General features: G+C 67.9%; 23 protein-coding genes. 16 read left to right on the top strand and 7 right to left on the bottom strand.

Annotated features, from left to right (window positions below; genetic code table 11):
• Positions 1-9: 9 nt before the first annotated feature.
• Complete coding sequence (locus CV103_RS04120; RefSeq protein ID WP_107394039.1) at positions 10-1,209, bottom strand: RsmB/NOP family class I SAM-dependent RNA methyltransferase; 1,200 nt, start codon at positions 1,207-1,209, stop codon at positions 10-12.
• Positions 1,210-1,404: 195 nt separating this feature from the next.
• Between CV103_RS04120 and CV103_RS04115 the strand changes: the two genes are divergently transcribed.
• A complete protein-coding gene (locus tag CV103_RS04115; protein WP_245896640.1) occupies positions 1,405-2,079 on the top strand; it encodes a PEPxxWA-CTERM sorting domain-containing protein in 675 nt (224 codons plus the stop codon).
• Between the two features lie 102 nt (positions 2,080-2,181).
• Here the strand turns inward: CV103_RS04115 and guaB are convergent, their stop codons facing one another.
• Together guaB and CV103_RS04105 are read right to left on the bottom strand one after the other, a co-directional pair.
• Complete coding sequence (gene guaB, locus CV103_RS04110; protein WP_015457324.1) at positions 2,182-3,639, bottom strand: IMP dehydrogenase; 1,458 nt, start codon at positions 3,637-3,639, stop codon at positions 2,182-2,184.
• Positions 3,640-3,693: 54 nt separating this feature from the next.
• Complete coding sequence (locus tag CV103_RS04105) at positions 3,694-5,148, bottom strand: M20/M25/M40 family metallo-hydrolase (RefSeq protein ID WP_245896639.1); 1,455 nt, start codon at positions 5,146-5,148, stop codon at positions 3,694-3,696.
• Positions 5,149-5,334: 186 nt separating this feature from the next.
• On the opposite strand from CV103_RS04105, the gene CV103_RS04100 reads away from it, so the two are divergent.
• From CV103_RS04100 to CV103_RS04090, 3 genes are read left to right on the top strand one after another with little or no spacing between them, the layout of a single operon-like run.
• Positions 5,335-6,324: an SPFH domain-containing protein gene (locus CV103_RS04100; RefSeq protein WP_107394037.1), complete on the top strand. Its 990-nt coding sequence runs from the start codon at positions 5,335-5,337 to the stop codon at positions 6,322-6,324.
• Between the two features lie 5 nt (positions 6,325-6,329).
• On the top strand, positions 6,330-6,767 hold the full coding sequence (locus CV103_RS04095; RefSeq protein WP_015457327.1) for an NfeD family protein: 438 nt from the start codon (positions 6,330-6,332) through the stop codon (positions 6,765-6,767).
• Positions 6,764-7,324 carry an SEL1-like repeat protein gene (locus CV103_RS04090; protein WP_107394036.1) on the top strand — a complete coding sequence of 187 codons (561 nt, stop codon included), beginning with the start codon at positions 6,764-6,766 and terminating at the stop codon, positions 7,322-7,324. The genes CV103_RS04095 and CV103_RS04090 overlap by 4 nt, the downstream gene beginning before the upstream one ends.
• Positions 7,325-7,425: 101 nt before the next feature.
• On the opposite strand, the gene CV103_RS04085 is transcribed toward CV103_RS04090, so the two are convergent.
• Positions 7,426-9,024 (bottom strand): phosphoenolpyruvate carboxykinase, encoded by a 1,599-nt coding sequence (locus tag CV103_RS04085; RefSeq protein WP_015457329.1) that lies wholly within the window; start codon positions 9,022-9,024, stop codon positions 7,426-7,428.
• Positions 9,025-9,303: 279 nt separating this feature from the next.
• Between CV103_RS04085 and CV103_RS04080 the strand changes: the two genes are divergently transcribed.
• From CV103_RS04080 to CV103_RS04045, 8 genes are all read left to right on the top strand, one after another.
• Complete coding sequence (locus CV103_RS04080; protein ID WP_015457330.1) at positions 9,304-10,014, top strand: response regulator transcription factor; 711 nt, start codon at positions 9,304-9,306, stop codon at positions 10,012-10,014.
• Positions 9,983-11,557: a sensor histidine kinase gene (locus CV103_RS04075; protein ID WP_107394035.1), complete on the top strand. Its 1,575-nt coding sequence runs from the start codon at positions 9,983-9,985 to the stop codon at positions 11,555-11,557. The genes CV103_RS04080 and CV103_RS04075 overlap by 32 nt, the downstream gene beginning before the upstream one ends.
• Entirely contained in the window at positions 11,554-12,003 is a 450-nt protein-coding gene (locus CV103_RS04070; protein ID WP_015457332.1) for an HPr kinase/phosphorylase, read from the top strand. The genes CV103_RS04075 and CV103_RS04070 overlap by 4 nt, the downstream gene beginning before the upstream one ends.
• Positions 12,000-12,947: an RNase adapter RapZ gene (gene rapZ, locus CV103_RS04065; RefSeq protein WP_107394034.1), complete on the top strand. Its 948-nt coding sequence runs from the start codon at positions 12,000-12,002 to the stop codon at positions 12,945-12,947. Before CV103_RS04070 ends, rapZ begins: the two co-directional genes overlap by 4 nt.
• A complete protein-coding gene (locus tag CV103_RS04060) occupies positions 12,948-13,352 on the top strand; it encodes a PTS sugar transporter subunit IIA (RefSeq protein ID WP_015457334.1) in 405 nt (134 codons plus the stop codon).
• Complete coding sequence (locus CV103_RS04055; RefSeq protein ID WP_015457335.1) at positions 13,349-13,630, top strand: HPr family phosphocarrier protein; 282 nt, start codon at positions 13,349-13,351, stop codon at positions 13,628-13,630. The genes CV103_RS04060 and CV103_RS04055 overlap by 4 nt, the downstream gene beginning before the upstream one ends.
• Positions 13,631-13,690: 60 nt before the next feature.
• The gene (locus CV103_RS04050) at positions 13,691-14,497 is read left to right on the top strand and encodes a TrmH family RNA methyltransferase (RefSeq protein ID WP_015457336.1); all 807 of its coding nucleotides are present in this window, start codon (positions 13,691-13,693) and stop codon (positions 14,495-14,497) included.
• Between the two features lie 95 nt (positions 14,498-14,592).
• Positions 14,593-15,429, top strand: coding sequence for a universal stress protein (locus CV103_RS04045; protein ID WP_107394033.1), 837 nt, complete (start codon positions 14,593-14,595; stop codon positions 15,427-15,429).
• Between the two features lie 403 nt (positions 15,430-15,832).
• Here CV103_RS04045 and CV103_RS04040 read toward each other — a convergent pair whose 3' ends face one another.
• On the bottom strand, positions 15,833-17,329 hold the full coding sequence (locus tag CV103_RS04040; protein WP_015457338.1) for a DNA recombination protein RmuC: 1,497 nt from the start codon (positions 17,327-17,329) through the stop codon (positions 15,833-15,835).
• Positions 17,330-17,447: 118 nt separating this feature from the next.
• Between CV103_RS04040 and CV103_RS04035 the strand changes: the two genes are divergently transcribed.
• Complete coding sequence (locus CV103_RS04035) at positions 17,448-17,840, top strand: four-helix bundle copper-binding protein (RefSeq protein WP_245896638.1); 393 nt, start codon at positions 17,448-17,450, stop codon at positions 17,838-17,840.
• A 22-nt stretch (positions 17,841-17,862) separates the two neighbouring features.
• On the opposite strand, the gene def is transcribed toward CV103_RS04035, so the two are convergent.
• Positions 17,863-18,396, bottom strand: a complete 534-nt coding sequence (def, locus tag CV103_RS04030; protein ID WP_015457340.1) for a peptide deformylase — start codon at positions 18,394-18,396, stop codon at positions 17,863-17,865.
• Between the two features lie 70 nt (positions 18,397-18,466).
• Positions 18,467-19,063: a recombination mediator RecR gene (gene recR, locus CV103_RS04025; RefSeq protein ID WP_015457341.1), complete on the bottom strand. Its 597-nt coding sequence runs from the start codon at positions 19,061-19,063 to the stop codon at positions 18,467-18,469.
• A gap of 105 nt (positions 19,064-19,168) precedes the next feature.
• Here recR and fmt point away from each other — a divergent pair, with 105 nt between their 5' ends.
• The 3 genes from fmt to CV103_RS04010 all read left to right on the top strand — a co-directional run bounded on the left by fmt (position 19,169) and on the right by CV103_RS04010 (position 21,150).
• Entirely contained in the window at positions 19,169-20,074 is a 906-nt protein-coding gene (gene fmt / locus CV103_RS04020; protein WP_107394032.1) for a methionyl-tRNA formyltransferase, read from the top strand.
• Positions 20,071-20,814, top strand: a complete 744-nt coding sequence (gene truA, locus CV103_RS04015; protein WP_107394031.1) for a tRNA pseudouridine(38-40) synthase TruA — start codon at positions 20,071-20,073, stop codon at positions 20,812-20,814. Before fmt ends, truA begins: the two co-directional genes overlap by 4 nt.
• Before the next feature lie 108 nt (positions 20,815-20,922).
• Positions 20,923-21,150, top strand: coding sequence for a hypothetical protein (locus CV103_RS04010; RefSeq protein WP_015457344.1), 228 nt, complete (start codon positions 20,923-20,925; stop codon positions 21,148-21,150).
• Positions 21,151-21,162: the final 12 nt, after the last annotated feature.

Here is a 21,162-nt window from a genome sequence, read left to right as displayed (position 1 = left end):
GGCGGGCTTCTACCATGGCCGGTGCAGTCTAGCGACGAAAAAGCCGTCCGTCCCGTCTGTCGCCGGTGTCAGCCGCAATCCGGCCCCATATGGGCTGCCGGCGATGAGCCCAGTCTGAACGGGCAGCGGTTCCGCCGCCGACCATCCGGCATGATCCGCCAGGAATGCCGCCACCTGCCCGGCCCCTTCCTCATCCACCAGAGAACAAACGATATAGACCAGATATCCGCCCGGCCGGACAAGCGCGGCGGCCACCCGGATCAGCCGTGCCTGCAACGCCACCAGCCGGTCGAGCCGTTCAGGCGTGAGCCGCCAGCGCGCCTCCGGGTTGCGGCGCCAGGTGCCGGTGCCGGAACAGGGCGCATCCACCAGCACGACGTCCACGGCATCGCGCAGGGCGGCCAGTGCATCCGCCTCCCGCCCGCCGTCCAGCAGCCGAGTCTCGACCGGACCGACGCCGGCACGTTCGGCGCGCGGGGCGAGGCGGGACAGGCGCGCGCGATCGGCATCGCAGGCGATCAGCCGGCCCCGATTCTCCATGGCGGCGGCGAGCGCCAGCGTCTTTCCCCCGGCGCCGGCGCAGAGATCCACCACCGTCATCCCCGGCCGGGCATCGGCTGCGGCGGTGACGATCTGGCTGCCTTCGTCCTGCACCTCGAACAGGCCCTGGGCGAAGGCGGGCAGCGCCTCCACCTGCGTGCCTTCCGGCAGGCGCAGGCCCATCGCCGCATGGGGCGTGGGCTCGGCGCCCGGAATCAGCGCCTGAACCTCCGCCCGGCTCGCCTTGAGCGCATTGACGCGGATATCGAGCGGCGCGCGATCGAGCAGCGCCGAAAGCTGGGCCTCGTCCAGCGAGCGGCCGAGCCGCTCCATCAGCCAGGCAGGCGCGATGCCGCCGGGCGCCGCCGCCTCCCCGGCCGCGATCGGGGCGGGGCCCACGGCCGATCCGTCGAAGGCGGCGGCGAGCGCGGGATCGTCGACGGCGAGGCCGATCAGCGCCGCGCGGCCGCTTGCCGGCACCTCGCCCGCGCGGCGGATCGCGCGATAGACGAGGTCGCGCACCGCCCGCCTGTCCTTCGACCCGGCATAGCGGCGCGCCTTGAAATAGCGCGCGATCAGCGTGTCAGCAGCCGCCCCGCCCCGTGCGGCGGCGGCAATGATCTCGTCGAGCAGGTCGATCGCCGCCTGCGCGCGGCCGGCAGGCGTCATCGGTTGTGGCCCTTCATTGTGTCATTCTGCGACAATCCGCCCTTAATTCACTGAACTGTCTTAATTTTCATTAATCATTGTCACCGGCATGTCGCAAACGCCCCATAGCCACGGTCCCGTGGCCGGCGCTGCCAACCGCCTGCCCGATATCTTCATAAGGCATTGAGCGAACACTCGTTCAAGAGGAGCATTGGGGTGAGCAAATTTCTGTTCCAGGCGGCCGCGGCCGCGTTCTGCGCCGCAGCGGCGCTTTCGCCAGCGCAGGCCGTGGTGATCGGTAGCGCCGATTCGAGCAACGGGATTCCGTTCGGCGATCCGGGCTTCGGCTATTATTACCAGCAGGTCTATAATGCCTCGAGCTTCGGTTCGGGGATCAACATCAGCCAGCTCAGCTTCTACAATTCGCAGACGCCGGGCGGCACCCCGCGCACCGGGAGCTTCCAGATCTACCTGTCCACCACGTCCGCCGCGATCGACACGTTCGATACCAGCGCCGGCGCGTGGCTAGACGCGTCCTTCATCCAGGTGTTCGACGGCGCGCTGCCGGTGCTGGCCGATGGCCGGCTCGACATCGATCTGTCGCAGGCGTTCGATTATGATCCCACCCAGGGCAACCTGCTGCTGACGATCCGTTCGTTCGATCTCGGCAGCGGCCGGCTCTTCCTCGATACCGACAAGAATAGCGGCCTCACCAACAGCCGCTTCTCGGCCTATCCCTATGACTGGAACCAGGGCCTCGTGACCGGCTTCAACGAACATCTGCCGGCCGTTCCCGAACCGGCGACCTGGGCGATGATGATCACCGGCTTCGGCATGGTGGGCGGCGCCATCCGCCGTCGCCGCGCCAGCGTCTCGGTCAGCTTCGCCTGAAGCCGCCGCACCGCGACTGAAACGAGGCCGCCGCACCGCGACTGAAACGAGGAAGCCCGGCCGGTTCCGCACCGGCCGGGCTTTGCCTTTCATGCCCGCCGCTCAGCGCGTCGGATAATTGGGCGCCTCGCGCGTGATCGTCACGTCATGGACGTGGCTTTCGCGCAGGCCGGCATTGGTGATGCGCACGAAGCGCGCGCGCTTCTGCAATTCTGGGATGGAGGGCGCGCCGGTATAGCCCATCGCCGCCTTCACGCCGCCGACGAGCTGGTGGATGATATCCTTGGCCGGCCCCTTGAAGGGCACCTGCCCTTCGATCCCTTCCGGCACCAGCTTCATCTGGTCCTTGATGTCCTGCTGGAAATAGCGGTCGGCCGATCCGCGCGCCATCGCGCCCACCGAACCCATGCCGCGATAGCTCTTATAGGCGCGGCCCTGGTAGATGAAGGTTTCGCCGGGCGCTTCCTCGGTGCCTGCCAGCAGCGACCCGACCATCACGGTCGACGCGCCGGCCGCCAGCGCCTTGGCGAGATCGCCCGAGGTGCGCAGGCCGCCATCGGCGATCACCGGCACGCCGGCCTTCATCGCCTCTTCCGCCGATTCCATGACGGCGGTGAGCTGTGGCACGCCGACGCCGGCGACGACGCGGGTGGTGCAGATCGAGCCCGGCCCGATGCCGACCTTGATGCCGTCCGCGCCCGCATCGATCAGGGCGCGGGTCGCCTCCGCCGTCGCGACGTTGCCGGCAACGACCTGGACGGAGTTGGACAGGCGCTTCACCCGCTCCACCGCGCGGGCGACATCGGCATTGTGGCCGTGGGCGGTATCGATGACGATCAGGTCGCATTCGGCATCGACCAGCGCCTCGGTCCGCTCGAAGCCCTTATCGCCCACCGTGGTGGCTGCGGCGACGCGCAGGCGGCCGTTCGCGTCCTTGGTGGCATCCGGGTAGGTGACGGCCTTCTCGATGTCCTTCACGGTGATCAGGCCGATGCAGCGATAATTGTCGTCCACCACCAGCAGCTTTTCGATGCGGCGCTGGTGGAGCAGGCGGCGCGCCTCCTCCTGGTTGACGCCGGGGCGGACGGTGGCGAGGTTCTGGCTGGTCATCAGCTCGGCCACCGGCTGGCCCGGCTTTTCAGCGAAGCGGACGTCACGGTTGGTGAGGATGCCGACGAGCTTGCCCGACGCCTCGACGACCGGGATGCCCGAAATCTTGTGCCGCGCCATCAGCGCCTGCGCGTCGCCGAGCGTGGCATCGGGGGTGATGGTGATGGGGTTCACCACCATGCCGCTTTCGAAGCGCTTCACCTGGCGGACGGCGGCGGCCTGTTCCTCGACCGTCAGGTTGCGGTGGAGCACACCGAGCCCGCCGAGCTGGGCCATGACGATCGCCATGTCCGCTTCCGTCACGGTATCCATGGCGGAGGAGAGGATCGGGATGTTGAGCCCGATCTCCCGCGTCACCATCGTGCGCGTATCGGCCTGGCTGGGCAGCACTTCCGAAGCGCCGGGGATGAGGAGAACGTCGTCGAAGGTGAGGCCGAGGCTGATTTCCATGGGGCAAGATCCAGGTGGTCGAGGCAGGTTTATGGGGATGGCGGAGCGAAATTTCTACCGGGGCGGCGGTCGATAGCGTTTGGGATCGGCGAGCATCAGGCCGAGGGCGACGTGCAATTCCACATCCTGCGCGACGCCATCGAGCGGCAGAGGCTGGGAAAGATCGTCGCCCGGCTTGTGATATTCCTGGCCCAGATAGGCCTGGAGCAAGTCCATGTTGAGCGATCCGCCCACCATCGCGGCGGGAATGCCCTGCTGGGCGAAGGCCCAGCCGTCCTGACGCTGTGCAAGCGCGTTGGCGGCATCGGACGGGTTGATCCGCCGGCCCATGCGGCGCGAAACCGCGTCGACGGCGGCGTCGAGCGCGGGCTGGCCACGGCCGAGCATCGCCACCGGCGCCCCGCGCGGGGCGATGGCGACCGTATCGAAATTGAGGACGGCGGCGATCTTCGCGGCATCTACGGGCGGCGCCTTGGCCAGCGCATGGGCGCCGAGCAGGCCCATTTCCTCCGCCGTCGTCGCGACGAACCAGATATCGCGAACCGGCCGCTTGCCGGACTGGATCAGGCCGCGCGCCACCTCCAGCATCATCGCGACGCCGCTGGCATTGTCCACCGTGCCGTTGCAGATCCGATCGGGCACGCCTTCGGGCCGGCAGAGGCCGAGATGGTCCCAATGGGCGAGATAGAGGAGCGCGCCGGCCGCGGGATCGTTGCCGGGCAGCCGGCCGACGATGTTCCAGCTGGTATAGGGCCGGCTGACATTGTCGATCGAGAAGGCGGCGGTGCCGTCGATCCGGCGGGCGCGGAAATCGCGCTTCACCATATCGGCCGGCGTCAGGGCCGAAAGCCCGGCCGCCTCGGCGATACGCTGCCACGCTGCCGGCGAAAGCGCGCCCGTGATCGGCGCCGGCGCATCATCCGCAAGCTCGTTGCGTGGTTCGTTCAGCGTGTCGCGAAGCTGCGGCCAGCCCTGCTCGTCCGTCTCGATGCGGAGCACGGCGGCGGCCCCGGCCTTCAGCAGCGCCTCGCGCCGGGCCGCATAGCCGGGCGCATGGGCCACGCCTTCCGGCTGGCCGGAGAGGATGAGGACGGCGGCACCTTTTACGTCCACGCCTTCGAAAGGATGGAGGCCGGCCCTGGCATCCTCCACGCCATAGCCGCCGAAGACGATCGGCAGCGCGGCGGTGCGGACGGCGCCGTCCCCGCCGCGCAGCGCCATTTCCGTGGGCGCGATCGAAACAACGGTGCCGGCGATCCGCCAATCGGCCGCGATCGTGCCCGATCGCCGCTCCACCAGCTTCACAGGCTGGTAGAAGCCGCCATCGCCGCCGCCGGGAACGAGGCCAAGCCCCGCGAACTGGCTGGCGATATAGCCGGCCGCGAGGTCGCCCCCCGGCGTGCCGGGCTTGCGGCCTTCCATCGCATCGGCGGCAAGCGTTTCGATATGGCCGCGCAGCCGCGCTTCTACGTCCGCCTCGGCCGCCGGACGCGCGCCGAGCGGTTGCAAGGGAATGGCGGCTAGAAACAGGAGCGGCGGAATCGCCAAGGGTAAACGGCCCATGGCGCGCAATGACAGCATCGGGCGCGCAGCACAAGACGCCACGGCCGATTCCATCCTGACGATTCCATTTGGATGGCGGCCCCCGCCGATGCACACTCCCGCAAACGACAAGGGCATGGAGGGATTTGGCCGATGGGCACGCTGGCACTGGTTCTGCTGATACTCGCGATCATGTTCGTCGCGGCCGGCGTGACGGTGGTGCGCCAGGGCTATCAGTATACCATCGAATATTTCGGCAAGTTCGTCGCCGTGGCGCAGCCGGGCTTCAATTTCTACATCCCCTTCTTCTACCGCGTCGGCCGCAAGATCAACATGATGGAGCAGGTTGTCGACATTCCGGGGCAGGAGATCATCACCCGCGACAATGCCATGGTCTCGGTGGACGGCGTGGTGTTCTTCCAGGTGCTGGACGCGGCCAAGGCGGCCTATGAGGTTTCCGACCTCAACTTCGCGTTGCTCCAGCTCACCACCACCAACCTGCGCACGGTAATGGGATCGATGGACCTGGACGAGACGCTGTCCAAGCGCGACGAGATCAACGCCCGGCTGCTGAACGTGGTCGATCACGCCACCACCGCCTGGGGCGTGAAGATCACCCGCGTCGAGGTGAAGGACATCCGGCCGCCGCAGGACATCGTGAATTCCATGGCACGGCAGATGAAGGCCGAACGCGAGAAACGCGCGTCGATCCTGGAAGCCGAAGGCATGCGCGCGTCCGAGATCCTGCGCGCCGAAGGCGAGAAGCAGGGCCAGATCCTGCAGGCCGAGGGCCGGCGCGAGGCGGCGTTCCGCGATGCCGAGGCGCGCGAGCGTTCCGCCGAGGCGGAGGCCAAGGCGACCCGCCTGGTTTCCGATGCCATCGCCGAAGGCAATGTGCAGGCGATCAACTATTTCGTCGCGCAGAAATATGTCGATGCCGTGCAGCAATTCGCGACATCGCCCAATGCCAAGACGATCCTGTTCCCGGTCGAGGCGACCCAGCTGATCGGCACGCTGGGCGGTATCGGCGAACTGGCCAGGGAAGCGCTGGGCAAGGACGGATCGGGCCGGGATGGACCGCCGCCCGCCCCATCCCGGCCGGCCGCCCCGCGCCGGCCCGGCCCGTTCGAGCAGCAGGGGTGACGGCGATGCCGTTCGATCTCGATCCCCACTGGCTGTGGCTGATCGCCGCGATCGTGCTGGCGATCGCGGAAATCGTGCTGCCCGGCTTCTTCCTGATCTGGCTGGCGGCGGCCGCGGCCATCACCGGCGCGATCGCCTTCTTCTTCGCGCTTTCGGTGCCGTTGCAGGCGCTGGTCTTCGCCATCGCCGCGCTGGCGGCGGTCTATGCCGGCCGGCGCTACATGAAGGTCTATCCGGCCGAGTCGCCCGATCCGATGCTCAACGATCGCACCGCCCGCCTGATCGGCGAGATCGTGACGGTGGTGGAACCGATCGGCGAGGGCCACGGACGGGTGCGCGTGGGCGACGGCGTATGGAACGCCTCCGGCCCGGAGGCGCCGAGCGGGACGACGGTGCGCGTCGTCGGCGCGCAGGGCAATACGCTGATCGTGGGGCCATTATGAAGCACCGCCGGCGCGCGGCGCTGGCCGCCGCGCTGTGGCTTGCGCCCCTGCCCGCGGCCGCAAAACCTGCCTGCGCGCCCGCGCAGGTGGAACGCGTAACCGCGCTGATCCGCGACGCCGCCGGCGACATGCACCTGATCCTTGCCACCATTCGCGGCCGGATGACGACCGAGCAGGTTCGCTGCTGGGCAGCCACCGGCGATCGCCGGATGATGACGGAACTGGCCCGCCGCCTGGAAGCCGGCGACGGCATCGCCCGCGATCCCGAACGGGCCGAGGATCTCTACAAGATCGCCGCCACGCCCAAGCCGGGCACACTCTGGATCTATGTGCCCGGCGTCGGCGGCCAGCCCGGCCGGGTCATGCCCCATACCATCGGCCCCGGCGAGCCCGGTCTGCCCGAGGCCGCCTATCGCCGCGCTCTGATGCATATCGAAGGGCGTGCTGCCCGGCCGTCATACCGCAAGGGCCTGAAGCTTCTGAAGCAGGCGGCGGATGGTGGCTATCCGCCGGCCCGCGCCCGCTATGCCGCCATCATGAACGGCCCCAGCACCTGATCTCCCTTCCGGGATATCCCGGCCAAGAAAAAGGGGCGCGTCCGTCGCCAGACGCGCCCCCGCTCTCCTAATCTTTCCGGGGGCGAGGCCCCGAAACAGGTTCAGGCGGCCTTGGGCGCCGCCTGCCGCACGCCTTCGTCCACATGATCCGCGAACTGGGAGAAGTTCTCGATGAACTGATCGACCAGCTTGCGCGCGGTGGCGTCATAGGCGGCCTTATCGGCCCAGGTTTCGCGCGGATTGAGGATCGCGGAATCGACACCCGGCACCGCCTGCGGCACCTGGAAGCCGAAGTTCGGATCGATCTCGAACGTGGCCGCGTTCAGCGAACCGTCCAGCGCGGCGTTCAGCAGCGCGCGGGTCGCCTTGATCGGCATGCGGTGGCCGACGCCGTAGGAGCCGCCCGTCCAGCCGGTATTGACCAGCCAGCAATCCACCCCGCCCTTGGCGATGCGTTCCTTCAGCAGATTGCCGTAGACCGAGGGATGGCGCGGCATGAACGGCGCGCCGAAGCAGGTGGAGAAGGTTGCCGTCGGCTCGGTGACGCCGATTTCCGTGCCGGCGACGCGCGCGGTGTAGCCCGACAGGAAGTGATACATGGCCTGATCCGGCGTCAGCTTCGCGATCGGCGGCAACACGCCATAGGCATCGGCCGTCAGGAAGATGATGTTCTTCGGCACGGGGCCGAGATTCTTTTCCGACGCGTTCGGGATGAAATCGATCGGATAGGAGCCGCGGCTGTTCTCGGCCAGGCTGTCGTCGTCCAGGTCGATCTCGCGCGTGTCCATGTCGATTACGACATTTTCCAGCACCGTGCCGAAACGCTTGGTGGTGGCGTAGATCTCCGGCTCGGCTTCCGGCGAGAGGCGGATCATCTTGGCGTAGCAGCCGCCTTCGAAGTTGAAGACCGCCGTGTCCGACCAGCCATGCTCGTCATCGCCGATCAGCGTGCGGCTGGCATCGGCGGACAAGGTGGTCTTGCCCGTACCGGACAAGCCGAAGAATACCGCCGTGTCTCCCTTGGGACCGATATTGGCCGAACAGTGCATCGGCATGACGCCTTCGACCGGCAGCTTGTAGTTGAGGATGCCGAACACCGATTTCTTCATCTCGCCGGCATAAGCGGTGCCGCCGATCAGGATCAGCTTTTCGGTGAGGTTGACCGCGATGACCGTTTCCGAGCGCACGCCGTGCCGTTCGGGATCGGCGCGGAAGCTGGGCAGATCGATGATGGTATATTCGGGGACGAAGCCCGGCAGCTCCTCCGCGCCGGGGCGCACCAGCAGCGTCTTGATGAACAGGTTATGCCAGGCCAATTCGTTGATAACGCGCACGTTCACGCGATATTCCGGCTGCGATCCGCCATAGAGGTCCTGGACGAACAGCGTTTCCTTGGTGCCGAGATGCTTGAGGAAATCCTCCTTCAGCGCGGCGAAATGCTCGGGCGTCATGCCCTTGTTCGTCTTGCCCCACCACACCGTGTTTTCGGTTTCGGCATCGCGGACGATGAACTTGTCGTTGGCGGAACGGCCGGTGTGCTTGCCGGTCTTCACCACCAGCGGGCCGTCCTTGGCGAGCACGCCCTCGCCCCGACGGACCGCTTCCTCGACCAGCGGCGCGGTCGGCAGGTTCCAGTGAAGGGCCGCATCGACTTTGATGCCCTGGGCGGCAAGGTCGTGGGCGGGAATCGGGCTGGACACGTAATATCTCCTTCACAGGACAATTTCTGTCTCGGAGGCATGCGCCCCCTGTCCCCGGCGCGCATATAGGACAAGACATTCCGGGTCAAAGTGCCGAATGGGTGATGCCTGAACCGCGTTGCAGCTTTGTTGCCGGGGACAATGGCTTGGGCTAGAGCGGGTTTCGCTCAGGCGGAACCGTTACGATCCTTCGCTGCCCGCATTTTCCGGCCCTCCAGCCGGATCCGGCCGGCTCGAACATGATCGGACGGGCCGTGCAGATAGTGGGGTTAAGGGTCGATGACGGCTACGATCGCGCTCGTTGACGACGATCGCAACATCCTGACCTCGGTTTCGATCGCGCTCCAGTCCGAAGGGTTCACCGTCCGCGTCTATTCCGATGGCGAGGCGGCGCTGAAGGCGCTGATCGACAATCCGCCCGACCTGGCCGTGCTGGACATCAAGATGCCCAAGCTGGACGGGATGGAGCTGCTGCGCCGCCTGCGCGAGAAAAGCGCGGTCCCCGCCATCTTCCTGACGAGCAAGGATGACGAGCTGGACGAGGCGCTGGGCCTCGCCATGGGGGCGGACGATTATATCACCAAGCCTTTCTCCCAGCGGCTGCTGATCGCCCGCATCCGCGCCATCCTGCGCCGCACCGATGCCCGCGCCCAGCCGGAGCAGGAGGAGACGGCGGAAACGCCGGCCGAGCGGATCGTGCGCGGGCGCCTGTCCATGGACCCGGCGCGCCATCGCGTGCAGTGGGCAGGTAAGGACGTGACCTTGACCGTGACGGAATTCCTGATCCTGGAGGCGCTGGCCCAAAGGCCCGGCTTCGTGAAATCGCGCGACCAGCTGATGGATGCGGCCTATCAGGACGACGTCTATGTCGACGACCGCACCATCGACAGCCACATCAAGCGCCTCCGCCGGAAGTTCCGCCAGGTCGATCCCGATTTCAAGGCGATCGAGACCCTTTATGGCGTGGGGTATCGCTTTGCGGAGGAGTGAGGAGCGCGAGCTCGCGCTGATGTGGTCGGCCCGCTGGTCGCTCACCACCCGCATCCTGGCGGTGAACATCTTCGCGCTGGCGATGCTGGCGGGCGGCTTCTTCTATCTGGACAGCTATCGGTCGCAGCTGATCGACGCGCGGCTGGACGAGGTGGCGGTGCAGGCGCGGCTGATCGCCGAGGCGCTGGATGCCGCCCAGCCTGATCGGCAGCACGTCCTGCTCGAGCAGCTGGAGCAGGCGAGCGACCTGCGATTGCGCGTCTATGATGCCGGCGGCGCACGGGTGCTCGACAGCTGGCTCGTCGGCCCGCCCACTTATGTGCTGCGCGATCCCGACGAGGAAGCCTGGCAGCGCAAGGCGGCGCGCGCGCTGGACCGGGCCATCGACATCGTCGTCGGCGCGGACAGGCCCGAACGCTTCAACGAACCCGCGCGCGACACGCTTTCCGCCTGGCCGGAAGCGCTGGCGGCGAAAAAGGAAGGCATTCCCGAAACCCGGCTGCGCCGCGCGCCGGACCGGACGCCGGTGATATCGGCGGCGGTCGCCATGCCGGATACGGGGATGACCCTGCTCGCCACCACCAACGCACGCGACATCGTCCGCATCGTCCGGGCCGAACGGCTGCGGCTGGGCATCGTGCTGGCGATGGTCATCACGCTTTCCGTGCTGCTGTCGCTGTTCCTGGCGCGCACCATCGTGCGGCCGCTGCGCCGGCTGGCGCGCGCGGCGCATCGCGTGCGGCTGGGCCGCGCGCGCGAGGTGCAGGTGCCGCGCCTCCCCTCCCGCCGCGACGAGATCGGCCTTTTGGCCCGCGCGCTTTCGGACATGAGCCTGGCGCTCCGCCAGCGGATCGACGCGACCGAAGCCTTCGCCGCCGATGTGACGCACGAACTGAAGAACCCGCTAGCATCGCTGCGATCCGCCGTGGAGACGCTGGAAAAGGTGAAGGACCCCGCGCTTCAGGACCAGCTTCTCGACGTGGTGCGCGATGACGTCCACCGGCTCGACCGGCTGATAACCGACATCGCCGACGCCTCCCGCCTCGATGCCGAGCTTTCGCGCGCGCGCTTCGAGACGATAGATCTGGGGCAGATGATCGAGGGCCTGATCGCCCAGCGAGAGAAGCGCGGCATCGATGCGGACGTGCGGCTGGCCTTCGCCCGCCCCCATGCCGGCACCGCCGTGGTGCTGGGCGACGGATCGCGGCTGACCCGGCTGATCGAAAATCTGGTGGACAATGCCATCAGCTTCTCGCCCCCCGGCGGCCTCGTGAAAATCGCCGCCACGCGCGACGGGGACGAGGTGGTGCTGCGCGTCGACGATGAAGGCCCCGGCGTCGCGCCCGACGTGCGCGAGGCGATCTTTAAGCGTTTCCACAGCATTCGGCCCGAAGGTGAGGCCTTTGGCCAACATAGCGGCCTCGGCCTTGCCATCGCAAAGGCGATCGTCGAGGCGCATAATGGGACGATCATGGTAAAAGACCGCGACGATGCGCCGACCGGCGCCCGCTTCATCATCCGCCTGCCGGTGGCCGAACGATGAGCGTGCCGCCCCTTTCCTCCGAAACCCTCCACGCCTCCTGCGTTGCGATCGGCGGCCGGGCGGTGCTGCTGCACGGCCGATCGGGATCGGGCAAATCCGATCTCGCGCTGCGGCTGATCGACCGGGGCGCGAAGCTGGTGAGCGACGACTATACCGTCGTGCGCCGCGCCGGCGACGGGCTGGTGGCCAGCGCGCCGCCCAACATATCCGGCCGGATCGAGGTGCGCGGCATCGGCATCGTGCCGATGGAGGCGATCGAAAGCGCGCCGGTGGCGCTGATGGCGCTGCTGGACGAACTGGTCGAGCGCATGCCGGACGACCAGCCGGCGACCCGCCCGGTGGCGGGACTGCGGGTGCCGGTGATCGCGTTGGCGGCGCTTGAGGCATCGGCGCCGATCAAGCTGGAACTGGCGCTCGCCCGCTTCGGCCTGCCGGCCCGATCATGACCACAACCAGCCGCCCACGGCGCATATTGCTGGTCACCGGCATGTCCGGCGCGGGCAAGTCCACCGCGCTGGACACGTTCGAGGATATGGGCTGGGAGGTGGTGGACAACCTCCCGCTCTCGCTGCTCGAACGGCTGCTCGGCACGCCGCTGCCCAAGGGATCGGACGATCAGGGACGGCCGCTGGCGCTGGGGATCGACAGCCGGACGCGCGGCTTCGATGCCGCCGCGATCGCACGGCGCATCGGCCAGCTTCGCGAGGAGCATGGCCACGACATCGAGATATTGTTCCTGGACTGCGGCGGCGCCGAATTGCAGCGGCGTTATTCCGAGACCCGCCGCCGCCACCCGCTGGCCCAGGACCGGCCGGCCGCCGACGGCATCGTGCGCGAGCGCGAGTTGCTGGCTGACCTCCGCCGATCGGCCGATCATCTGATCGACACCACCGACCGCAACAGCAACGCGCTGCAGCGCGAGCTGCGCCAGCGCTTCGGCCAGGACGAGCCGGCCAAGCCCACGCTCGCGGTGATGTCCTTCGGCTTTTCCCGCGGCATCCCGCGCGATGCGGACCTGGTGTTCGACATGCGCTTCCTGCGCAATCCCCACTGGGACCCGCAATTGCGCCCGCTAACCGGCGTCGACGCGGCGGTGGGCGATCATATCGCCGAAGATCCCGCCTACGAGCCCGCGATATCCCGGATCGAGGACCTGCTGCTGCTGCTGCTGCCGCGTTATTCGGCGGAAGGAAAATCCTATGTCACGGTCGCTTTCGGCTGTACCGGGGGGAGACATCGCTCGGTCCATGTCGCCGAGCGGGTCGCGGCACGGTTGCGCGCCGCGGGATTTTCTCCGAATGTGGCCCATCGTGACCTCGCTACAGCGCCGCACGACTCGATGGAGGGGAAGCCAAATAATGGCTCGGCAAAACATGGTTCGGGTGGCTGAATGATTGGATTGGTGCTTGTGACGCATGGTCGGCTTGCCGCCGAATTCATCGTCGCGATGGAGCATGTGGTGGGGCCGCAGGATGCGATCGAGGCGATCTGCATCGGTCCCGACGACGACATGGAGGTCCGCCGCGCGGACATTGCCGGTGCCGTCAAGCGGGTCGACCGCGGCTCGGGCGTCATCCTCCTCACCGATCTGTTCGGCGGCACGCCGTCCAACCTGGCCATATCGCTGATGGAGCCGGGGCGGATCGAGGTGATCGCCGGCATCAACCTGCCGATGCTGATCCGCCTGGAGGGAGCCCGCAAGATGATGAAGGTGAAGGCCGCCGTCGCCGCCGCGCGCGAGGCGGGACGCAAATATATCTCCGTCGCGTCCGAAGTTTTGGGCGAGGCCGCATGAACGGCGAAGCGCTGCTCCAACGCGCCGTCCAGATCACCAACAAGCGGGGGCTGCACGCCCGCGCCAGCGCCAAGTTCGTCACCCTCGCCAGCGGCCAGGCCGCGACGATCGAGGTGGAGAAGGACGGATCGCGCGTGGCCGGCACCTCGATCATGGGGCTGATGATGCTGGGCGCCGCGATGGGCGACAGCATCGTCATCACCGCCGCCGGCAAGGATGCCGAACGCGCGCTGGCCGCGCTGTGCGAGCTGGTGGAAGCGAAGTTCGGCGAGGACTGATCCCTTCCCCTGCGGGGAAAGCGGACAAAAGCCACAGGCCCGGACGACAAACGACACGCCATGCCCCGACAGATCACCGCCTTTTCCAATCCGCTCGTGAAGCGCATCCGCGGCCTGCGCGAGAAGCGCCATCGCCGCGAGGAACGCATGTTCCTGGCGGAAGGCCTGCGCATCCTGACCGAAGCGCGCGAGACCGGGCATATCCCGCGCTACATCTTCTACGCCGCCGATTCGGCCGATCACCGGCTGGTCCGCGAGCTGGTGCGAGTGGTGGAGGCCAAGGGCGGCGAGGCGATCGAGACCGATCGCGACATCCTGCACAAGCTATCCGGCAAGGATAATCCGCAGACGGTGATCGGCGTCTATGACGAGTTCGACACCGCGCTCGACCGGATCGACCGGACGGCGGCCAGCATCTGGATCGTCGCCCAATCGATGCGCGATCCCGGCAATCTCGGCACGATCCTGCGCACGGGCGACGCCGTGGGCGCGGGCGGGCTGATCCTGGTCGACGATTGCGTCGATCCCTTCTCGGTCGAGGCGGTGCGTGCATCGATGGGGGCGCTCTTCACCCAGCGCATCGCCCAGGCCCGCTGGCCCGAATTCCTGCAATGGCTGCGGAGCGGGCCGGGCGAACTCGTCGGCATGAGCCTGGATACGGATATCGACTATCAGGCGCCGCGCTATGCTGCGCCCACCTTCCTGCTCGTCGGCAACGAGGCGCAGGGCCTGCCCGCCGATTATGCGGCGGAGTGCGATCTGCTGGTGAAGATGCCGATGCTGGGCAAGGCGGACAGCCTGAACGCCGCCGTCGCGACCGCGGTGATGGCCTATGAGGTGCTGAACCAGCGCCGGCATATCGGCTGAGCGAAACGCCCGCCACCCGCGAGGTTGGCCCCCGCCCCCCGTCGCGCTAGGATGCCGCCGCCGGCTATGGGCCCGGCACGACAGGGAGAATTCGCTTGCACGATCATCCCAACATCCTCCTCGCGACCGACCTCAGCGCCCGCAGCGACCGTCCGTTCGACCGCGCCGCATCACTGGCAAGGGAATTGGGCGGATCGATCACGCTGGTCCATGTGCTGGAACCCGGCGCCGCGCCGCGCGGTCCCGCGGGCATGGACGAGCTGCGCGCGACGATCCTGGAGGACCTGCCCGATGCCGGGGTTCCCATCCATCTGCTGATCGAGCGAGGATCGGCCCCCTCGCTGATCGCCGAGGCGGCGGACCGCGAGGGCAGCGACCTGATCGTGGTGGGCGCAGCCCGCTATAACAACATCACCGATTTCTTCCTGGGCACGGCGGTGGACTATCTCGTCCGCCATGCGCATGTGCCGGTGCTGGTGGTGAAGCGCCGCGCGGCCCACGCCTATCGCGACATATTGATCGCCACCGATTTCTCGGCCTGCGCGCTGGAGGCGACGCGGGTGGCGGCCGAAATCTTCCCCCACGCCCGGCTGAACCTGGTCCACGCCTATCGCGGCGCCTATGAATCCCGCCTCAACCCCGATGAGGTGCGCGCCGAGGCCCATGCCGAGGCGGAGCGCGAACTGGGCGATTTCGTTTCCTCGCCGGAGCTTGCCGCCGCCCGGCCCCGCCTGCACACGCAGCTCGAGGTCGGCCCGCTCGCATCCGTCATCCTCGCGCGCCTGCGCGCCCAGCCCATCGACCTTCTGGTCCTCGGCACCCACGGCCGCAGCCCGATCGTCCACGCCGCCCTTGGCAGCCGGGCATCCGATCTCCTGGAATCCATGCCCTGCGACGTGCTGATGGTGCGCGAGAGGGCGCGGGAGGGCTAGGTACCGGCTCTTTCCAGCCACATGGCGGGAACGACATTCGGGGCAGCGGCGGGATGCAGGCATGCCACCTGCCCCAAACCCCGTCGCCCCAAACCCGGTCCGGGGTTCACCTGCGGTGGGCGCTAGGCTGAAGGCCGCGCAGCCAACGCAGCCAATCCATGATCGGCAGCCGGACCCGATGGGCCCGCCAACACCCGACACAATGGGTTCCCGCCTTCGCGGGAATGACGGGGGCGGGGAAGCCACGTCGACATGGGATGGCTGGCTAGAACGGTGTCTCTGCCCGGCCCCGAAAACGGGCGAGCCGGAAGCGGGGGGATAGCGGAAACGAGGGCAATAAGCGGGATATCGAACGCAGCCCCGGCCCAGAACCCGTCAGTGAAGGCGAACCAGCAACCCGGCCCTACTCCGCCGCCTCCGGCACATCGCCCTCGCCGGCCGAAAGCTTGCGCAGCGGGCGCACGCCGGTTTCGACGACCGGCAGCAGATCGATCGACTTGCCCGACGTATCGACCTTCAGCGCCTCGAACCGGCGCGCCTGCGTCATCACCTGGCCTTCGAGGCTGCCGACGAAATCATTGTAGGCGCCCGTGGCCTGGGAGAGGTTGCGCCCGAGCTTGGCGACATGCGCGCCCATGGTGGCGAGCCGCTTGTAAAGCTCCTTGCCGGCTTCGGCGATGTCCTTCGCCTGTTCGGCCAGATGCTCCTGCCTCCACATGCCCGCCATCACCTTGGCCAATGCCAGCATGTTGATGGTCGACGCCACGATCACGCCGTTGCGGAAGGCGGTTTCGATCAGGTCCGGCGCGCGTTCGGCGGCGGCCGAGAGGAAATGCTCGCCGGGGATGAACATGATGACGAAATCGGGCGAGAGATCGAACTGCCGCCAATAGCCCTTGCGGCCGAGATCGGCGGCATAGCTCTTCATCGCCGCCGCATGCTGGAGCAGCAGGGCCGCGCGCCGCTCCTCATCCTCCTCGTCGAACGCCTGCTCGAAATGAACGAGCGGGCATTTGACGTCGACGACGATGCAGCGCCCGCCCGGCAGGTTGATGACGCAATCGGGGCGGAGCTGCTTTTCGCCATCGGTGACGGAGGATTGCAGCGTGAAATCGACATTCTCGGAAAGCTGGGCCGCTTCCAATATGTTGCGGAGCTGCTCCTCGCCCCAGCGCCCCCGCGCCTTGGGGCTGGAGCGCAGCACATTGGTGAGCCGCGCGGTCTCGCGCCGGACCACATCATTGCCCTGGGCGAGCTGGGCGACCGCCTCGCGCAGCTCGCCATAGCTGCCGACGCGATCCTTCTCGATCTTCTCCAGCTTCTCGTCATAGCGCTTGAGGGTGGATTCCACGGGGGTGAGCAGCAGCTTGAGCTTGGCCTCGCCCTCCTGCCCGGCCTGGGCGAAGCGTTCCTCGGCGCGCTTCAGGAAATTGGCCTGCGCGGCATCCAGCGCCTTGCCGGCGAGATCGCCGAAGCGCGCCTCCAGCTTGGCCTCCATCTCCTTGAGCTGGGCGACCTGCTCCTCATGCGCGCGCTGGCGTTCGCTTTCGCCGCGCACATAAGCGGCGTTGGCGGCGGCAAGCTCGGCCGCGCGGGTGCGTTCGTCCGCCAGCGCCCGTTCGAGGCTGGCGACCCGCTCCGCCTCCTTGGCGGCGGCGGCCAGGCCGCGCTGGGCGGCGTCCCGCTCCTCGCGCACGGCATCCAGCATCTGGCGGAGCGGCGGCAGCTCCTCGCCCCGCGCCTCGGCCACGGCGCGCGCGGATTCTGCGGCGGCGGCGCGCTGGGCAAGGGAATCACGCTCGCGCCTAAGATCGGCCAGCGCCGATCCGCGCAGCACCCAGCCGACGCCGAGCCCCAGCGCGAGCATCATCGGGATCGCGGCGATCAGCAGAGCTTCCATCACGGCCTTTCATTGGAACAGATAGCGAACCCTGCCCGCCCCGCCCGCATTTTGCAAGGCCCCGCTGCGGAACGACGGGCGATGCCGGTCGTTCGGCCAGTTTCAGGCCAGGAGTGGCATGCCCATGTCCATCTCGAAGATGATCGCCGCCCATCCCGACGTGACCGAAGTCAACGAGCCATTGGCCGTCGCCGTGCGCCATGCGATGTTCTGCGCGGTGATCTGCACGTCCTGCGCGGATGCCTGCACGGCCGAGGCGATGGACATGCGCCAGTGCATCCGCACCTGCCTGGACTGCGCCGACATCTGCGAGACGACTGCAAAGGTCGCCGTGCGACAGACGGGGCGCAGCATCCTGATCGTGCAGGCGATGCTGGAAAGCTGCATCGCGGCGTGCGACGTGTGCGCGGCGGAATGCGAGCGGCATGACCATCCGCATTGCTGGCGCTGCGCGGAAATGTGCCGCGAATGCGCGGACGATTGCCGCCGGGCGCTGCCGACGGTGCATTAGGCCTGGCGGATAGGCGGGAAGATCAGGCCGCGCGGCGGGCGCGGCGGGCCTTTTCCAGCTTCTTCATCACCATTTCCCGCTTCAGGCGCGAGAGGTGGTCGATGAACAGGATGCCCTCCAGATGGTCCATCTCGTGCTGGAGGCAGGTGGCGAGCAGGCCTTCCAGCCGCTCCTCGTGGCGTTCGCCCTTCTCGTCCAGCCAGCGGGCGTGGATCACGGCCGGACGCTCGACATCGGCATATTGATCGGGCACCGACAGGCACCCTTCCTGATAGACCGAATGTTCCTCCGAAGGATCGAACAGCTCGGGATTGATGAAGACGCGCGGATTGCGGATCGGCTTGCCTTCCGCATCCTGTTCCTCCTGCAGGTCGATCACCAGCACGCGCTTGGGCACGCCTACCTGGATCGCCGCCAGGCCGATGCCGGGGGCGTCATACATCGTCTCGAACATGTCCGCGATCAGCGCGCGCAGATCATCGTCCACCGTTTCGACGGGCGTGGAAATGGTGCGCAGGCGCGGATCGGGCGCCTCCAGGATCGGAAGAATGGCCATGGAGGCCAGCTAGTGAGAATCGGCGCCGCTTTCAAGGGCGGCTGGTGCCGGAGGCGGGATATCCCTCACCTCAACCCACCGGGCGCCGGGCGCGCAACGCCTGGGCAAGCGTGCCTTCGTCGAGATAGTCCAGCTCGCCCCCCACCGGCAGGCCATGGGCCAACTGGGTGAGGCGGATGGGATAATTTTCCAACCGATCCGCGATATAATGCGCGGTCGTCTGGCCTTCCAGCGTGGCGTTCATCGCCAGCACCACCTCGTCCACCCCGCCGGCGGCGATGCGGCTGACGAGGCGATCGATGGCGAGATCCTCCGGCCGCACGCCCTCCAGCGCCGAAAGCCGGCCGCCGAGCACGTGGAAGCGGCCGGGGAAGAGGCGCGAGCGTTCCAGCGCCCACAGGTCCGCCACCTCCTCCACCACGCAGAGCAGGCGCGCATCGCGGCGCGGGTCCGCGCAGATGGCGCAAGGATCGGTGGTGTCGACATTGCCGCATGTGCCGCAGGTCGCCAGCCGATCGTTCACCTGCTCCAGCGCGCGCAGCAACGGGGCGAGCGTCACCTCGCGCTTCTTGATGAGGTGGAGGACGGCACGGCGCGCGGACCGCGGCCCAAGGCCCGGCAACCGCGCCAAAGCCTGCGTCAATGCCTCGATTTCGGGAGATGCCATGCGGAACAGATAGGGAATTCGGATCGCCGCGTCACCCCGAACTTCGCAACGCCCTCCATCATGGAAACTTGCCTTGGCGGCCCGCTATGCCCAAAGCGCGGAGCCATGCGTATCGCCTTCATGGGAACCCCCGACTTTGCCGTGCCGACGCTGGACGCGCTGGCCGCCGCCGGGCACGACATCGCCGCCGTCTATTGCCAGCCGCCGCGCCGTGCGGGCCGGGGCAAGGCCCTGTCCCCCTCCCCCGTGCACAGGCGAGCGGAGAAGATGGGGATCGCGGTGCGCCACCCCGCCAGCCTGAAAGGCGAGGAGGAGCAGGCGGCCTTCGCGGCGCTGGACCTCGATGCCGCCGTGGTCGCGGCCTATGGGCTGATCCTGCCGCAGGCCATCCTCGCCGCGCCGAAGCTGGGCTGCCTCAACGTGCATGCCTCGCTGCTGCCGCGCTGGCGGGGTGCCGCGCCGATCCACCGCGCGATCCTGGCCGGGGATGCGCGGACCGGCGTGACGATCATGCAGATGGAACGCGGGCTCGATACCGGGCCGATGCTGGCGACCGTGGAGACGGAGGTAAACGGCAAGACCGGCGGCGGCCTGACGGCGGAACTGGCGGAAAAGGGCGCGGCGCTGATGGTGGCGGTGCTCGCCGATATCGGCCGTTACCCGCCCGTCCCGCAGCCTGAAGAGGGGGTGACCTACGCAGCCAAGATCGACAAAGCCGAAGCACGGATCGATTTCGCGCAGGATGCCGCCGCGATCGAACGGCAGGTGCGCGCCTTCAACCCGGCGCCCGGCGCCTTCTTCGAGCATCAGGGCGAGCGCATCCGCGTGCTGGCCGCCGAAACCATCGATCGCGCGGGCACGCCCGGCACCGTGCTGGACGATACGCTGCTGATCGCCTGTGGCGGTGGCGCGATCCGCCCCACGCAGGTGCAGCGCGCCGGGCGCGGAGCGATGGCGGCGGCGGAACTGCTGCGCGGCTTTGCCATCCCGGCCGGCACGGTGCTGGCATGACGCGGTTTCGCCTGACGGTGGAATTTGACGGCCGCCCCTTCATGGGCTGGCAGCGCCAGTCGCACGGGCCGAGCGTGCAGCAGGCGATCGAGGAGGCGGTGGAGCGCATCACCGGCGAGGTTACGGGCGTCCACGCCGCCGGCCGCACCGACGCCGGCGTGCATGCGGAGGCGATGGCTGCCCATGTCGATATCGGCCGCCCCTTCCAGCCCTTCCGCCTGATGGAGGCGCTGAACGCCCATCTCCGCCCCAATCCGATCGCGATCCTGGCGGCCGAAACGGTGGCGGACGATTGGCATGCGCGCTTTTCCTGCATCGGCCGGCGCTATTCCTACCGCATCGTCAACCGCCGCGCGCCGCTGGCGCTGGATGCGGGCCGCGCCTGGCATGTGGCGGTGCCGCTGGACGCGGAGGCGATGCACGCCGCCGCGCAACGGCTGGTCGGCCGGCACGATTTCACCACCTTCCGATCGGTGCACTGCCAGTCGGACAGCCCGGTCAAGACCTTGGATCGGCTGAACGTTTCCCGATATGGCGACGATATCGAGATCGACGCCGCCGCCCGATCCTTCCTCCATCATCAGGTGCGATCGATGGTCGGCTGCCTGATGCTGGTGGGCCGGGGCAAATGGACCGCCGACGATCTGAGCGACGCGCTGGAAGCCCGTGACCGCAACGCGCTCGGCCTGAACGCGCCGCCGGACGGCCTGTTCTTCATCGAGGCGAAATATCAGGAATAGGCGAAGGCCGCAGACTGCATGGCCCGTATTAAGGCGACACCCGGCCGCGCACCTGCTACCGCAAGCGGGCCTATTCCGGCACGCGCGCCAGTCGCGCAGGAGAACATCATGTCGCGCGCCATCAATCTCAACGCCTCCCCGGCGGAAGTCCAAGCCATGTGCGACCGCCACCATGCGCGCGTTACCGCCATCGAAAGCCTGCTTTCCGGCGGCACCAGGGTCGTGCTGGCGAATGGCGATGCCGCCGCCATCATCACCAAATCCTTCGGCAGCAAGGTCATCAAGGGCAATGTGAAGCGCGTTCCCCTTGCGCTCGCCGGCCAGTGGGTGGCGTGAAGCGCGCGGCCG

The organism is Edaphosphingomonas fennica, assembly GCF_003034225.1.
Classification (GTDB): domain Bacteria; phylum Pseudomonadota; class Alphaproteobacteria; order Sphingomonadales; family Sphingomonadaceae; genus Sphingomonas_E; species Sphingomonas_E fennica.
Note: the sequence above shows the minus strand (reverse complement) of the source record. Positions and strands in the feature narration are given on the sequence as shown.

What these genes read in the sequence shown, in the direction of transcription:
- CV103_RS04120 (WP_107394039.1), bottom strand. Translation starts at nt 1,209, where the DNA reads ATGACGCCTGCCGGCCGCGCGCAGGCGGCGATCGACCTGCTCGACGAG.
- guaB (WP_015457324.1), bottom strand. Translation starts at nt 3,639, where the DNA reads ATGGAAATCAGCCTCGGCCTCACCTTCGACGACGTTCTCCTCATCCCC.
- CV103_RS04100 (WP_107394037.1), top strand. Translation starts at nt 5,335, where the DNA reads ATGGGCACGCTGGCACTGGTTCTGCTGATACTCGCGATCATGTTCGTC.
- CV103_RS04095 (WP_015457327.1), top strand. Translation starts at nt 6,330, where the DNA reads ATGCCGTTCGATCTCGATCCCCACTGGCTGTGGCTGATCGCCGCGATC.
- CV103_RS04090 (WP_107394036.1), top strand. Translation starts at nt 6,764, where the DNA reads ATGAAGCACCGCCGGCGCGCGGCGCTGGCCGCCGCGCTGTGGCTTGCG.
- CV103_RS04080 (WP_015457330.1), top strand. Translation starts at nt 9,304, where the DNA reads ATGACGGCTACGATCGCGCTCGTTGACGACGATCGCAACATCCTGACC.
- CV103_RS04075 (WP_107394035.1), top strand. Translation starts at nt 9,983, where the DNA reads ATGGCGTGGGGTATCGCTTTGCGGAGGAGTGAGGAGCGCGAGCTCGCG.
- CV103_RS04070 (WP_015457332.1), top strand. Translation starts at nt 11,554, where the DNA reads ATGAGCGTGCCGCCCCTTTCCTCCGAAACCCTCCACGCCTCCTGCGTT.
- rapZ (WP_107394034.1), top strand. Translation starts at nt 12,000, where the DNA reads ATGACCACAACCAGCCGCCCACGGCGCATATTGCTGGTCACCGGCATG.
- CV103_RS04060 (WP_015457334.1), top strand. Translation starts at nt 12,948, where the DNA reads ATGATTGGATTGGTGCTTGTGACGCATGGTCGGCTTGCCGCCGAATTC.
- CV103_RS04055 (WP_015457335.1), top strand. Translation starts at nt 13,349, where the DNA reads ATGAACGGCGAAGCGCTGCTCCAACGCGCCGTCCAGATCACCAACAAG.
- CV103_RS04050 (WP_015457336.1), top strand. Translation starts at nt 13,691, where the DNA reads ATGCCCCGACAGATCACCGCCTTTTCCAATCCGCTCGTGAAGCGCATC.
- CV103_RS04040 (WP_015457338.1), bottom strand. Translation starts at nt 17,329, where the DNA reads ATGGAAGCTCTGCTGATCGCCGCGATCCCGATGATGCTCGCGCTGGGG.
- CV103_RS04035 (WP_245896638.1), top strand. Translation starts at nt 17,448, where the DNA reads ATGCCCATGTCCATCTCGAAGATGATCGCCGCCCATCCCGACGTGACC.
- def (WP_015457340.1), bottom strand. Translation starts at nt 18,396, where the DNA reads ATGGCCATTCTTCCGATCCTGGAGGCGCCCGATCCGCGCCTGCGCACC.
- recR (WP_015457341.1), bottom strand. Translation starts at nt 19,063, where the DNA reads ATGGCATCTCCCGAAATCGAGGCATTGACGCAGGCTTTGGCGCGGTTG.
- fmt (WP_107394032.1), top strand. Translation starts at nt 19,169, where the DNA reads ATGCGTATCGCCTTCATGGGAACCCCCGACTTTGCCGTGCCGACGCTG.
- truA (WP_107394031.1), top strand. Translation starts at nt 20,071, where the DNA reads ATGACGCGGTTTCGCCTGACGGTGGAATTTGACGGCCGCCCCTTCATG.
- CV103_RS04010 (WP_015457344.1), top strand. Translation starts at nt 20,923, where the DNA reads ATGTCGCGCGCCATCAATCTCAACGCCTCCCCGGCGGAAGTCCAAGCC.